Genomic DNA, 14287 nt, shown 5'->3' with positions numbered 1-14287 from the left:
GTCAGCCGACCACCAGCGCGGCCAGCGCGGTCTCATTGCCAAGCAGATGCACGAGCCCCGGCGCCGGTCGCGCGATCCCGTGCGGCCCAAGCGCGGCAAGCGTCGCCGCATCGGCCGCGGCGTCGTCGCGGAGCGCGATCCGCAACCGGCCATGATGCCGTGAACTGCCAGCGATATTGCCCGAACCGCCCAGCGCCGCGATCAGCCGGTCCGACAGCACCAGCGGTGCCGTCTCGTCCGCCACCGGCGTCACCGCCGCGACGTCGCCCATCGCCAGCGCGTCGCGAATCTCGACCGCCACCAGGTCGGCGATCGGGCCCAGCACGACTTGCAGTGCGGTCGCAGAGGGGCGGATCAATCCACGCGCACCGAGCGCCTTCAACGCCGCCTCGTCGACCGCGGCCTGATCACGCACCACCAGCCGCAGCCGCGTCGTGCAAGCGCTGACCGCGGTGAGGTTCGCGCTGCCGCCAAGCGCTTGCGCAAACGCGCGTCCGCGCCCTCCTGCCGCGACCGGCGGCGCGCTCGTCGGCGTACCGAGTAGCGGCTCGCGACCCGGCGTCGGCAAGTCGAAGCGCCGGATGAAGAAGCGGAACAGCCCGTAATAGAGCAGGAAATACACCGCCCCGACCGGCAACAGCAGCAGCGGCCGCGTCGCCTTGCCGTAATTAAGGACATAATCGAGCAGCCCGGCCGAGAAACCGAAGCCGAGCTTCACGCCGAGCAGGTCCATCACCGCCATCGACAGGCCGGTGAGCAGCGCGTGGATCACATACAGCAATGGCGCGAGGAACATGAAGCTGAACTCGATCGGCTCGGTCACCCCGGTCAACGCCGAGGTCAGCGCCAGGCTGAACAGCATGCCCCCTACGGCCTTGCGCCGGTCGGGCGCGGCGGCGTGGTACATTGCCAGGCACGCCGCGGGCAGGCCGAACATCATCACCGGGAAGAACCCCGCCATGAAGCTGCCCGCGCTCGGGTCGCCGGCGAAGAAGCGCCGCAAATCGCCGGTCGTGCCGTGCCAGTCACCGACGACGAACCAGGCGACGTTGTTGAGGACGTGGTGCAGCCCGGTCACCAGCAGCAGCCGGTTGAGCACGCCGAACGCGAACACGCCGGGCGCCCCGGCGCTGGTCGCGGCAAAGCTCAGCGCGTCGATCCCGCCGCTGATCGTCTGAAAGCCGAAGCCGACCACCATCGCCAGCAGCAACCCGGCCAGCCCCGCCACGATCGGCACGAAGCGGCGCCCACCGAAGAAAGCGAGATATTCTGGCAGCTTGATCGTCGCGAACCGATTGTAGAACAGGCCACCCACCAGCCCCGAGAGAATGCCGATCGGAACGTCGAGCCGCGCCATCACCTTGGCCTTCCACGCCGTGACCGCGAGATCGATCGACGCACCGGTGAACCCGGCGGCGGCCTCTGGCGGAACGCTCAGCAAGGTCTTGCCCGCCTCGGTCGTCACCAGGAAGCAGGTCACGCCGGCGAGGCACGCCGCGCCATTGCCGTCGCGCGCAAAACCGGTCGCCACGCCAATCGCGAACAGCAGCCCGAGATGCGCGAAGATCGCCTGCCCCGCCGCGCCGATGAACGGCAGGCCGTGGAGATCGGGCTGGCCGAGCCGCAGCAGGAGCCCGGCGATGGGCAGAACGGCGATCGGCAGCATCAGCGCCCGACCGAGTGGCTGGAGCGCGCCGAGGATCGATTTCATGCCGGCATCTCCCGGGGGGCGAAGGCGCGCGCGAGCGCGCGGATGTGATCGGCCGAGGTGCACTCAAGCGCTTGCGCGGCGTGCGTGCGGCACGCGGCGAGCGTCAGGCCGGCGACCAGCGCCTTGATCGTCGGAATCATCCCCGGGGTCGCGGACAATTCGGTCACGCCGAGCCCGAGCAGGATCGGCACCGCGAGCGGATCGGAAGCGAGCCCGCCGCACACCCCAGTCCAGCGCGCATGGCGCGCGCCGCCCCGACACGTCTCGCCGATCAGCCGCAGGACCGCGGGGTGGAGCCCGTCGAGCGCACTCGCCACCGCCGGATTGGCGCGGTCCATCGCCAGCGTATATTGCGTCAAGTCGTTGGTGCCGATCGACAGGAAATCCGCCTCGCGCGCGAGCAGGTCAGCGGTGATTGCCGCCGCCGGGGTCTCGACCATGATGCCGAGCGCGACGGGCTCGGCGATCGCCAGTTCGCCACGAAGCCGGTCAAGTACGGCACGCACCGCGCGCAGTTCCTCGATCCGCGCCACCATCGGCAGCATGATCCGGCACTGGCCGATCGGCCGCACCGCCAGGATCGCGCGCAACTGGTCTTCGAGCAGGTCGGGATGCGACAATCCGACGCGGATACCGCGCAAGCCGAGCGCCGGATTTTCCTCGGGCGCGATCGGCAGATAGGGCGCGGGCTTGTCGCCGCCGATGTCGAGCAAGCGGACGATCAAAGGTCGCCCATTGAGCGCGTCGGCGATCGCCTGATACTCGGCGGTCTGTTCGGCCACACTCGGCGGCGTCGCGCGTTCGAGGAACAGGAATTCGGTGCGCAGCAACCCGCAGCCTTCGGCCCCGTTCGCCACTGCCGGAGCCGCCTCGGCGCGATTGCCGAGATTGGCGACCATTTCGATCCGCGCGCCATCGGCGGTGTGGCACAGCGTATGCGCACGGGCGAGCGCGTCGGCGCGACGCGTTGCGGCAACGGCCTGTGCCCGTTCCGCTTCGGCGAATTGCTCGGCCGAGGGTGCGATATGCAACAGGCCGGCCGAGGCATCGAGGATCACGCGCGTGCCCTCGGCCACGCCCTGCAAACCCACACCGATCGCGACCAGCGCCGGAACGCCGGTCGCTGCGGCGAGGATCGCGACGTGCGAGGTCGGCCCGCCCTTGGCAACGCACAGCCCGGCCAGCCCTGCGCCTGCCGCAAGGAAGTCCGAGGGCATAAGGTCCTCGGCAAGCAGGATCGTCCCGGCGGGGTATTCGACCGTGCCCGACCCCGCCCCGGCGAGCCGGGCCAGCACTTGTCGTTCCAGATCGAGCAAATCATCGGCGCGCTCGGCGAGGCGGGCATCGCCGCCGCCGCGCAATGCGTCGGCCTGCGGCCGGATCGCGCTGCGCCAGGCATGGCCGGCGCTTTCGCCACGCGCGATCCCGGCGTGCGTCGCATCGAGCAACGCCGGGTCGCCGAGTAGCGCGGCATGCGCGTCGAGAATGGCGCGCGCCGCGCCGCTCGCCGCGACCGAGCGCTCGGCGAGCTCACCAGTCAGCGCGGCATGTGCGGCCCGGAAGGCGGTTTCCTCGGCAGCAATGCCATTGCCTTCGAGCGCAACCTCGCGGTCGACCGCACGGTGATGCCGCACCGTCCCGATGGCGATGCCGGGCGCAGCGGTGACACCGGCCAGCGCGCCGTCGGGCACGTCGCGGGGCATGACCGCGGCCGGCGCTGTCGGTGCCGCCACCGGCTCTTCCATCCCACTCTCGATCAAGCCGACCAGCGCATCGAGCGCCGCCAGCGAATCCTGCCCGCTCGCGATCAACCGCACCGTGTCGCCCCGTCCGATGCCGAGTGCGAGCAGCGCGGTCGGGCTCGTCGCCGGAGCCCCCTGCCCGTCTTTCTCAAGCGTGATAGTCGCCGCAAAACTGCGCGCCAGCATCGCGATCCGTCCGGCGGGGCGCGCGTGGATGCCGTGCGGCAGCGCGATCTGGAGCAGGCGCGTCTCGGTCGGCCCCGTCGCATCGGTGGCCAAGGTCTCGCCGAGGCCACCGCTCAACGTCATCAACGGCGCGCCGACTTCGATCAGGCCGATATCGGCGGTTCGCTCGACCGTGATCCCGGCGCCCTCGACGAGCAGGATCGGCGTCACCACCGCGCTCGCTTCGCGCACCAGCAAGTCGAGATCGAAGTCGATCAGCGGGTCGCCCGCCGCCACCACATCGCCGACCGCGACACGCGGGGTAAAACCGCGCCCGCCCAGCGCGACGGTGTCGATCCCGAGATGGATCAGGATCTGCGCGCCGTTATCGGCTTCGAGCGTCACCGCGTGGTGCGTCGCCTGCAAGCCGACGATGCGCCCGGCGCACGGCGCGAACAGGCACGTACCGGTCGGATCGATCGCGATCCCGTCGCCGAGCATCCGGCCCGCGAACACCGCGTCGGGAACGTCCTCGAGCGCAGTGACCCAGCCTTGCAGCGGTGCGAACAGCAGGATCGGCGCCATGGTCTCTCCTAGAAAGGTGGGTCGTGCTCAGGCCGCGACCGATGGCGGCGGAGCGTGCGCGGCGATCTCGCCGGCGATGACCGTCGTCACTGCATGGAGACCGGCGTCGAGCTGCACCCAATCGGCGCGGCGTCCGGTCGCGATCGTGCCGCGTTCGCGCGACAGGCCGAGGAATGCGGCGGGATTGGTCGCCGCCATCGCCGCGGCACGGTCCGCAGGCACGCCGAGGCGGTCCACGGTATTGCGGACCGCCGCCGCCATATCGAGGTCCGATCCGGCGAGCGTGCCATCGGCGCCGACGCAGCGTCCGCCCTCGACATGGATCTCGCGCCCTTGCAGCACGAAGCTCTTGGTCGCCGCGTTGACGCACGGCATCGCGTCCGACACCAGCATCATCCGGTCGGCCGGTCGTGCGCGCAGCGCGATCCGCAGCACGGCATCGTCGACATGGAAGCCATCGACGATCAGCCCGCAATAGACATAGCTGTCGTCGAGCGCCGCACCGACCACGCCCGGTGCGCGGTGGACCAGCGGCGACATCGCGTTGAACAGGTGCGTCACGCCGGTCACCCCGGCGGCGAACCCAGCGGTCGCCTCGGCATAGGTCGCGTCGCTATGTCCCAGGCTGACCAGCACGCCGGCCCGCGCCAGTGCCGCGATTCGATCGGCCGGCGCCAGCTCGGGCGCGAGCGTCACCATCACCTGGCCGCGCCGCGGCTTGAGCAGCAGCGCCATCAGCGCATCGTCGAGCGCACCGAAATGCCGAGGATCGTGGATCCCCTTGCGCGCGATGTTGATGACCGGGCCCTCGATATGCGCACCGAGCACGCCCGGTACGCCCGCCGCGATCGCCGCGTCGGTCGCGTCGAGCGCTTGCGCAATCGCTTCGTGGGTATCGCTGATCAGCGTCGGCAGGAACGCGGTTGTGCCAAACGGGCGATGCGCATCGCCGATCGCGGCAATGCCCTCGACACTCAGCGCGTCGTTGAAGAGGACGCCGCCGCCGCCATTGACCTGTGTATCGATGAAGCCGGGCATCAGCCAACCGCCGTCGAGGTCGATCGCTCCTGGACCGGCGCGGTCGACGATCGCGACGATGATACCGCCCTCGACGTCGACCATCGCGTCGCTGAGCACCCCACGCGGCGTGACGATATGACCGTTGACGAACGAATGCGAAGTCATAGCGTAATGGTTACCTTGCTGAGGTGGCTTGGCGCGTCGGGATCATAGCCGCGCGCCCGCGCGAGCGCATCGACCATGCGATAGCAGCGCTGGATCATCAGGATCGGCTCGATCGCGGGATGACCGTGCAGCGCGGGCGCCGCGGCGGCATCGCACAGCGCGACGTTCGCGCCGCGCGCGGTAAATTCGGCCGCGACGGCGCGGACATCGTCGCCCGCCCGGTCCGAGGTGGCGAAGGCCAGGATCGGGAAACCCGCGCCGACGATCGCCATCGGACCGTGGCGCACTTCGGCGGAGCTGAAAGCTTCGGCATGCAGCCCGCAGGTTTCCTTGAGCTTGAGCGCAGCCTCCTGCGCGATGCCGAGCCCCAGCCCGCGACCGATCACGAACAGGTTGGTCGCCGGCCGCAGCATCGCCGCGGCGTCTGGCCAGTCGAGCGTCCAGGCGTGCGCCAGCGTCTCGGGCAGCCGCGCGACAGCGTCCTGCAACGCCGCATCCTCGCGCCACGCCGCCACCAGCGCGGCGAGCGCGGCGAGCGCGGCGATATACGATTTGGTCGCCGCGACCGACCGCTCGACCCCGGCCGACAGCGGCACCAGCGTATCCGCCATCTGCGCGAGCGGAGATTCCACATCGTTGACCAGCGCCACCACGTGGCCGCCGGCTGCCTGCTGTGCTGCAACCGTGCTCAACAGGTCCGTGCTCCGCCCGCTTTGCGAGATCGCGATGCACAGCGCCCGCCCTGCCGCGGCCGGGGCATGATAGACCGAGGCGACCGAGGGTGCGGCCGAGGCGACCGGCACGCCGAGATAGGTTTCGATCAGATATTTGCCGTAGGTCGCCGCATGGTCGGACGAGCCGCGCGCGCACGTCACCACAACGGCCGGCGGCGCATCGCGCAAGCGCGCGCCGAGCGTGGCAAAGGTCGCGGCATTGGCCGCGAGCATCCGCGCAACCGCGTTGCCCGCGTCGGCGGCCTCCTGGAACATCAGCGTGGCGCCCGCAGGCTCTGGAGACTTGGTTTCGTGCATGCCCGATCCATCTGCGAGGTCAGGCTGGATAGGTTGTATATTGGTATTACTCAAGGGGCGGACCGCAACTTTTCAGCAAGCGCCGCAACCTGCGCGACATCGGTGTCGCCCGCTTGGGGACCGAGGAAGCCGAAACGCCGTTCGGGAAGCTCCTCGGCGACATCGTGGAGCGTCCGCGCCGAGGCGTGGACTTCGCGGATTCCGGTCGCGAGAAGCGCCGGCACAGTCGCGGGGGTGACCCCGCTCCCAGCGAGCAGGACGATCCGCCCCGCGGCCTGCACTTGCAGCGCGGCGAGCCTCGCCACGCCGTCGATCGCGCGCGGCGCACAGCCCGAGGTCAGGATCCGATCGAACCCGAGCGCGATCGCTTGCTCGAGCGCCGCCGCCGGATCGGGCACCAGATCGAACGCGCGATGCAGCGTGAGCGACAGCGGCACGCCCCGCGCCGCGCCAAGCGCGCGCGCCTGTGCGATCCACTGCGCCAGCAGCGTCGTATCGAGGCAATAGTCCGGGGTCGACGCGCCGATCACCACGCCCGCAAGCCCGGCCTCGGCAGCATCGCGCATATCCCCGGCAATCAACGCTTGCTCGGCCGGACCATAGACGAACCCGCCCGCACGCGGCCGCGCCAGGAGATGAACCGGCAAAGGCGCCTCCGCCGCCGCACGGATCAGCGAGCCCGGAGGCGTGAGCCCTCCAACCGACAGCGCCGCGCACAGTTCGATCCGATCGGCACCACCCGCCACCGCGGCGCCGATCCCGGCGACGGTCTCGACACACACTTCGAGCATGACCCGGTCCTTCACCCTGTGCCGCCTAGGCCTGGAACAGCGACGCCGCTTTGTGGATCACCGTATGGCCCGCCATGTCGGTCACGGCATAGGTGAACCCCGGCAGCAGACAAAAGGCGCCGACATTCCCGCGCGGATCGAGCGCGAGGAATCCGACCTGCACGCCGCGGATCGCAGCGCCGCGCAGGGTGGCGATGTGGCGCACGACCTCCTCGCATGCCGCTTGCGGCGATCGCCCCGCGCGCATCGAGGCGATCACCCGCGCGCTGCCCGCGACACGAGTCACTTCTTCGCCGAGACCCGTCGACGTCGCGCCGCCGACGCCCGCTTCGACGAACAGCCCGCTGCCGACCTGCGGCGAATCGCCGACCCGGCCGCGCATCTTGAACGCCATGCCCGAGGTGGTGCAGGCGCCCGCCAGCCGGCCCCGCGCATCGCGCGCGAGCAAGCCGATCGTGTCATGATCGAGCGCCCCGCCAGGCGTGTGGAAGGGCGCATTCTCGCTGTTCGCCTGCGGGCTATAATGCGCGGTCTTGAGCCACTCGCGCCACGCCTTCTCGGATTCGGGGGTCAGCAGCGTCTGCTGCGGAAAACCCTGATCCTTGGCGAAGCGCATTGCGCCGGCACCAACCAGCAGCGTGTGCGGCGTCTTCTCCATCACCCGTCGCGCGACCGAAATGGCGTGCATCGTATCCTCGAGCGCGGCGACCGCGCCGACTTGCCCGGTGTCGTCCATGATGACTGCGTCGAGCGTCACATGCCCATCGCGGTCGGGATAGCCGCTATAGCCGACCGAGTGATTGTTGGGGTCGGCCTCGGGCACCATCGCGCCCGCCTCGACCGCATCGAGCAGCGAACCGCCACGCCGCAGCCGCGCGAACGCCGCGTCATTGGCGGCGGCGCCGAAATCCCAGGTCGACACGATCTGTGCACTCGCGGGCGCGCCAGCACCGGTCGCCCCAAGCACCTTTGCAGCGGGCCACGCACCGGCCGCTGCGCCAACCATCGCAAGCAATGATCTTCTACTGGTCATGTCGTTCCCCTTCGCTTCCGATGATGCGATCATGCCACATGCCACATAAATGTCAAAAGAGGTTCGGTCTGGTATCATTTAGGTATTGACCGACTAGCAATTTAAATAGAACCTACTGACCAGATGCGGTGACGCAAAATGCGCGCTGCTGGTCGAATTAGGGGAAGCTCCATGGTGTTCCGACATTCCGTATCCTTGGGCGCGCTGAGCGCGGCACTGGTCTTTGCGACCCCCGCGTTCGCGCAACAAACGTCAGCGGATTCGTCCGCGAGCCAAGACCAGTCGACCGCGACCCGCACCGCAGTGATGACCGGCCAGGCCGCCCCCGAGGAAACCGGCGCCGACATCACGGTCACCGGCACGCGCATCCCATCGCGTCCCAACATCACCGCAGCAGCACCGATCACGTCTGTCACCTCGGCCGACATCAAGGCACAGTCGCCGAGCAACATCGAGGAAGTGCTCAACCGCCTTCCGCAGATCTCGCCCGACAGCCAGCAGAACTATCAGGATTCGGATGGTCGCCAGCGCATCAAGCTGCGCAGCCTCGGCTTCGAGCGCACGCTGGTCCTGGTCGACGGCAAGCGGCTCGGCACGCAGAACGGCGAAGACGCCGGCATCATCCCGGTCTCGCTGATCGAGCGCGTCGACGTGCTGACGGGCGGCGCCTCGTCGGTCTACGGCTCGGACGCGGTCGCGGGCGTGGTCAACTTCATCCTGAAGCCCGACTTCAAGGGCATCCGCGTCGACGCCAACTATAATTTCTACAACCATATCAACCGCGCGAACATCGTCACCGATCAAGCGCAGAAGAACGGCTTCCCGACCAATACCGGGATGGTCACCGATGGCGGCCGCGCCGACCTGACGCTCACCGCCGGCACCGCCTTGTTCGACGACAAGCTGAAGGTGTCGGGCTTCGTCAACTACAAGCACGCCGACCTCGTCCCCTATGGCAACCGTTCGACCTCGGCGTGCCAGCTCATCCAGACCGGCAAGGACGGCCCGCTCAGCTGCTCGCTGTCGAGCTATTCCAAGAGCGGCTACATTTCGCCGCGTTCGGGCGCGAACAACGGCGCCGCCTATATCAACAATCCGGATGGCACGCGGACCTTCGTGCCGTACGGCCCGGGCCCCAACAATGCCGCCAACCCGTACGACAACTATTCGTATCAGCGCGCCGACGAGCGCGTGAATGCCGGTGGCTTCGCCTCACTCAAGCTGTCGCCTGAGATCGAGTTGTACGGTTCGGGCCTGTGGTTCCGCGACAAGTCGACCAACAATGTCCCGACGCGCGTTTTCGCCTACAACAACTATGGCTCGACGCCGTACCAGGTAAACTGCAACAACCCGTATCTGTCAGGCTCGCAGGCAACTGCATTGTGCGGCGCGGCGGCGGGCACCAGCGCGCTGGTCCCGCTCGAGATTCGCTATCGTCTTAACGCGCCCGACCTGGTCGATACCTATATCAACACCGGCATTCGTGCGACCGGCGGCGTCCGCGGCAAGATCGGTACGGCGTGGACCTACGACGTCGGCGGCGTCTATGCGCGCAACCAGCAGGACTGGATGCCGGCAACGCTGCCGAACTTCAGTCGCATCAACCAGGCGCTCAACGTCGTCAACGTCGGCGGCACGCCGACCTGCGCGGTCGGCGCGGCGGCCGGCTGCGTTCCGTTCGACGCGTTCAGCGCGGGCAACGCCAACCAGGCGTTCGTCAACTTCATCTCGGGTGGCGTCGATCCCGAAAAGCAGCGCACGGTCAATACCCTGACCAACGTGCTCGCCAACGTGACCGGCGACCTTGGCAAATACGGCATCACCTCGCCCTTCGCCGAGCAGGGTCTCGCCTTCGCGGCGGGCGTCGAATATCGCGAGGACCGCCTGACCTCGGTCGGCAACGCGGCGTTCCGCGCCGATTACGGTGGGTCGGATTCGAACCTCAGCCAGCATGTCTGGGAAGGCAATATCGAGCTCCAGGCGCCGCTCGTCCAACACAAGCCGTTCATCGAGCAATTGCAAGTCAATGGCGGCTTCCGCCTGTCGAAGTACAATACCAATCCCGACAAATTCACGACGTGGAAGCTCGAGGGCCTCTATTCACCGGTCCGCGACATCGTGCTGCGCGCCTCGTTCAACAAGGCGCAGCGCGCGCCGACGGTGACCGAGACGTATCAGGCGACCAACATCAACTTCAGCAAGCAGGGCGGCTCGCAAAACGATTTCTGCGCGCCCGTCCCGCGCCTGATCGCCGACCCGGCGCGTCCCGGCCAGACGATCACCACCACCGCGCCGCTCGCGTCGCAGGCGGTGTGCCGCGCGACCGGCCTGTCCGACGCGCTGTACGGCAGCGCGCTGCTGCTGTGCCCGGACAATCAGTGCACGGTCCGGTCGGGCGGCTTCACCGCCAATCCCGAGACCGCCTACACCCAGACCTATGGCATCATCCTCAAGCCAAGCTTCATTCCTGGCCTGGTGCTGTCGGTCGATCGCTATCGGATCAAGATCAACAACTCGCTCGGCTATAACGACGACAGCTATTACACCGATGGCTGCATGCGCTCGAACGGCGATCCGTTCTTCTGCTCGGGGATCGTCCGCGCCGCCAATGGCACCTTGTACGCCACCGCCAACACCAACCCGACCAGCGGCTTCATTCGCGCGGGCACGACCAATTATTACTTCTCGATCTCGCGCGGCTATGATTTCCAGGGGCAGTACGGCGTGCGCCTCGGCTCGGTCGGCAAGCTCGACATGAGCTTCAACGGCTCGCTCACCACCTTTGCCGGCGGCCAGGATTCGCCGCTGCAGCCGCAGCGCAACTGCGCGGGCTATTATGGCAATGGCTGCAGCCAGCTGCTGCCGAAGTGGAGCCACGGGCTGCGCACGACCTACACCACGCCCAACGGCGTGTTCAACGCCTCGTTCAACTGGCGCTATGTGGGTTCGTTGACGAGTGCCAACAATTCGGGCGATCCTGCAATCGGCGGCACGCCCGACCGCGCGCAGACGACCTTCTATCGGATCGCTCCAATCAGCTATTTCGATCTCGCGCTGACCTTCAACATCGCCAAGCGCTACAGCCTGCGTCTCATCTCGAACAACCTGCTCGACAAATCGGCGCCGATCCTGCCGAATTCGTACGACATCAGCCTCGCGCGCAGCAACACCATCCCGGCGCGCTACGACAGCCTGGGCCGCAACATCGCGATCGGCTTCACCGCCAACTTCTGACGATCGGTGTAGGGGCGTGCAAACGCCCCTACACTTCGTCTGTATTGATCACGTGGACGGCAGTCTGTCAGGACACCGAACCTCGCACCCCATCGAGCGTATCCGCTCGTCGTGCCGATCACCGCAAGTCGCTACCCGCCTGCGCGCTTGATCCACCCACGCCATTCGCGCGACGGAGCGACCTCGCATCGTTGCCGACAATCGCGTAGCGTCCTCCGCTCAACGAGGGGACGCACCAGATGACATCGCACCGCCTGATCGCCTGGCTTGCGGGCCTCGCCCTCGCCGCGCCTGCCGTCGCACACAGCGAAACGCCGCCAGTCGTGCAGACCGACACGGGCAGCGTTCGCGGAGCCCTCACCGAGGGCGTCGCCAGCTGGAAGGGCATTCCCTTTGCCGCACCGCCGATCGGCGCGTTGCGCTGGCGCGCACCGCAACCCGTATCGCCGTGGACGGGCGTTCGCGACGCGACCGCCTATGCGCACGACTGCATGCAGCTGCCCTTCCCCAGCGACGCCGCCCCGCTCGGCACGCAGCCGGCCGAGGACTGCCTCTACGCCAATGTCTGGAAACCCGCCGCGGCGGCTGCGAAACTGCCGGTGATCGTGTGGATCTATGGCGGCGGGTTCGTCAATGGCGGGGCCTCGCCGCCGACCTATGCCGGCGCGGCGCTCGCGCGGCAGGGGGTCGTCTTCGTCAGCTTCAACTACCGTGTCGGGCGGTTCGGCACCTTCGCTCTGCCGCAGCTGACCAAGGCGAATGCCGACGGCGGACGGCTCGGCAATTACGGCATCATGGACCAGATCGCGGCGCTGCAATGGGTGCGGCGCAACGTCGCGCGCTTCGGCGGCGATCCGGCGAACGTCACGATCATCGGCGAAAGCGCCGGCGGCCGCTCGGTCCATGCGCTGGTGACGTCACCGCTGGCGTCCGGCCTGTTCGCCAAGGCGATCGTGATGTCGGGTGGTGACGCCGCCGTCGAGCCCGGCAAGCCGCTCGCGGCCGCCGAGCAGATCGGCATGACCTTCGCCAAGACGCACGGCATCGACCCCGCCGCACCCGACGCACTCGCCAAATTGCGCGCGTTGAGCGCCGACCAAGTCACCGATGGGCTCAGCTTGATCGAGCTGTTCCAACCCAAGCCCGGACCGGCCACGTATGGCGGCCCCTTCACCGACGGAACCGTGGTGGTCGATACGCGGCAGGCCTATACGACCGGGCGCTTCGCCAAGGTGCCGATATTGATCGGCGCGACGAGCGCCGACATGGGCGGCAAGACCGGAGGGATGATTGCCGGCGCGCGCGATATTTCGGCAATGCTCGCCGAGGCAGGCGTGCCGGTCTGGGGGTATCGCTTCAGCTATGTCGCCACCTCGATCGGCAAGCCCGGTGCCCAGCACGCGACCGATATTCCGTTCTTTCTCGATACCGCCGCGATCAAATATGGTGCTGCGACGACCCCCGCGGACATCGCGGTCGCAAAGACGATCAGCCGCGCGATCGTCACCTTCGCCAGGACCGGCACGCCCAACGGCGCGGGCCTTCCCGTCTGGCCGCGCTACACGCGTGCGAACGACATGATCATGGATTTCGGCGCAGACGGCAAAGCCGACGCGCATCGCGATCCCTGGGGTGCGGAGATCGACGCCGGGCGTGCCGCTGCGGCAGCGCCGGCGAAATAAGCGCCCGTCAGGCGGCGAGCGCGGTGTCCTGGACATACACCGTGTTTCGCCCCGCCTGCTTCGCGCGGTAAAGCAGCAAGTCCGCGGCGGCGATCGCGTCGAGCGCCCGGGTCCGCTGCGTCAGCACGATCCCTGCAGAAAAGCTGATCGGAGCAAGCGCTTCGCCTGATTCCCGGATCCGGAACGCGCGCTTCTGCAGCGCCTGGTTTGCGGTCGCGATGATCTCGTGCGCCTCATCGAGCGTGACGCCGTCCATCAGGATGACGAATTCCTCCCCACCCCAGCGCGATACGACGTGCGGTGCGCAGCTGCGCGCAATCGACTCGGCAACCGCCTTGATCACGCGATCGCCGACGGGATGCCCGTGGCGATCGTTGATCGCCTTGAACCGGTCGATATCGCAAATCGCCAAGGCGAGCGGCGCATCGCCCGGCCCCTTGGTGAGTTCGGCAGCGAACCCACGCCGATTGGCGAGCCCGGTCAGCGAGTCGCGCAGCGCATCGTTCTGCGCGGCGGCGACTTCGGCATGCAAGGCGTCGATCTCCTTCAGCGCCGCGACGAGGTTGCGCTCGGCATCGCTCGACCGCGCGATCATCGTCGAGATCGTCCGCGCGATCGGCAGCGATTCGACCTCGATCTGGTCGAGCTCTGCGGTGAGATCGCGCCCGAACTGCCCGGTGACCGACACTGCATCGGAGGCCAGGTCGTGGAGCTGAAGCGTCTGGTGACGCAACCGTGCGCCGGTCCTGGTTTCGGCCTCGGGCGCGGCCTCTGGCGAAGCTCCCTGCGTTCGTACCAAGGCGTGATAGGCGCCGAGGATATAATCGGCCTGGTCCTGCCGCAGCTTTGCACCGGTCGTCAGGACGCCGTCGACCGAGCGGGCGGCAAGACTCTCGGGATCGGTGCGATAGAGGAACCCCAGTTCGTAATTCCCCGGAGTCGGATCGAGCGACTGATCGTCAAGAAATGCAAGGACACTCGCAGCGATCTCCTTGAACGGCGTGCCGCTCTCAGAACCGTCCATCGCCCCATGTTGCGTCCGCCCGAACTTCATGACCTGCCCCGTTTCCCGCAGCCATGGTATCGACAGCGGGTTAATAACGGATGCAGAACGATGTGAAAATCGTC

9 protein-coding genes are annotated in these 14287 nt (G+C 67.9%); 2 read left to right on the top strand and 7 right to left on the bottom strand.

The features are described 5' to 3' along the window. Position 1: 1 nt before the first annotated feature. The 6 genes from nagE to ACP7C5_RS04180 are packed head-to-tail and all read right to left on the bottom strand — an operon-like array spanning position 2 to position 8276. A complete protein-coding gene (nagE, locus tag ACP7C5_RS04205) occupies positions 2 to 1711 on the bottom strand; it encodes an N-acetylglucosamine-specific PTS transporter subunit IIBC (RefSeq protein WP_426263275.1) in 1710 nt (569 codons plus the stop codon). Next, a complete protein-coding gene (gene ptsP, locus ACP7C5_RS04200; protein WP_426263274.1) occupies positions 1708 to 4203 on the bottom strand; it encodes a phosphoenolpyruvate--protein phosphotransferase in 2496 nt (831 codons plus the stop codon). Before ptsP ends, nagE begins: the two co-directional genes overlap by 4 nt. 27 nt (positions 4204 to 4230) lie before the next feature. After that, a complete protein-coding gene (gene nagA, locus ACP7C5_RS04195; RefSeq protein ID WP_426263273.1) occupies positions 4231 to 5388 on the bottom strand; it encodes an N-acetylglucosamine-6-phosphate deacetylase in 1158 nt (385 codons plus the stop codon). Then, positions 5385 to 6419 (bottom strand): SIS domain-containing protein, encoded by a 1035-nt coding sequence (locus ACP7C5_RS04190; RefSeq protein ID WP_426263272.1) that lies wholly within the window; start codon positions 6417 to 6419, stop codon positions 5385 to 5387. Before ACP7C5_RS04190 ends, nagA begins: the two co-directional genes overlap by 4 nt. Before the next feature lie 50 nt (positions 6420 to 6469). Beyond that, complete coding sequence (locus ACP7C5_RS04185; RefSeq protein ID WP_426263271.1) at positions 6470 to 7210, bottom strand: copper homeostasis protein CutC; 741 nt, start codon at positions 7208 to 7210, stop codon at positions 6470 to 6472. A 25-nt stretch (positions 7211 to 7235) separates the two neighbouring features. Continuing rightward, positions 7236 to 8276 carry a N(4)-(beta-N-acetylglucosaminyl)-L-asparaginase gene (locus ACP7C5_RS04180; RefSeq protein WP_426263270.1) on the bottom strand — a complete coding sequence of 347 codons (1041 nt, stop codon included), beginning with the start codon at positions 8274 to 8276 and terminating at the stop codon, positions 7236 to 7238. A gap of 138 nt (positions 8277 to 8414) precedes the next feature. Here ACP7C5_RS04180 and ACP7C5_RS04175 point away from each other — a divergent pair, with 138 nt between their 5' ends. Then, positions 8415 to 11477, top strand: coding sequence for a TonB-dependent receptor domain-containing protein (locus tag ACP7C5_RS04175; protein WP_426263269.1), 3063 nt, complete (start codon positions 8415 to 8417; stop codon positions 11475 to 11477). Positions 11478 to 11716: 239 nt separating this feature from the next. Next, a complete protein-coding gene (locus ACP7C5_RS04170) occupies positions 11717 to 13159 on the top strand; it encodes a carboxylesterase/lipase family protein (protein ID WP_426263268.1) in 1443 nt (480 codons plus the stop codon). Between the two features lie 7 nt (positions 13160 to 13166). Here the strand turns inward: ACP7C5_RS04170 and ACP7C5_RS04165 are convergent, their stop codons facing one another. Continuing rightward, positions 13167 to 14183, bottom strand: a complete 1017-nt coding sequence (locus ACP7C5_RS04165) for a GGDEF domain-containing protein (protein WP_426263267.1) — start codon at positions 14181 to 14183, stop codon at positions 13167 to 13169. Positions 14184 to 14287: the final 104 nt, after the last annotated feature.

Origin of the sequence: Sphingomonas sp. PWP1-2, from assembly GCF_049898305.1 — a bacterium.
Classification (GTDB): domain Bacteria; phylum Pseudomonadota; class Alphaproteobacteria; order Sphingomonadales; family Sphingomonadaceae; genus Sphingomonas; species Sphingomonas glacialis.
This window is presented reverse-complemented; position numbering and strand designations above follow the sequence as displayed.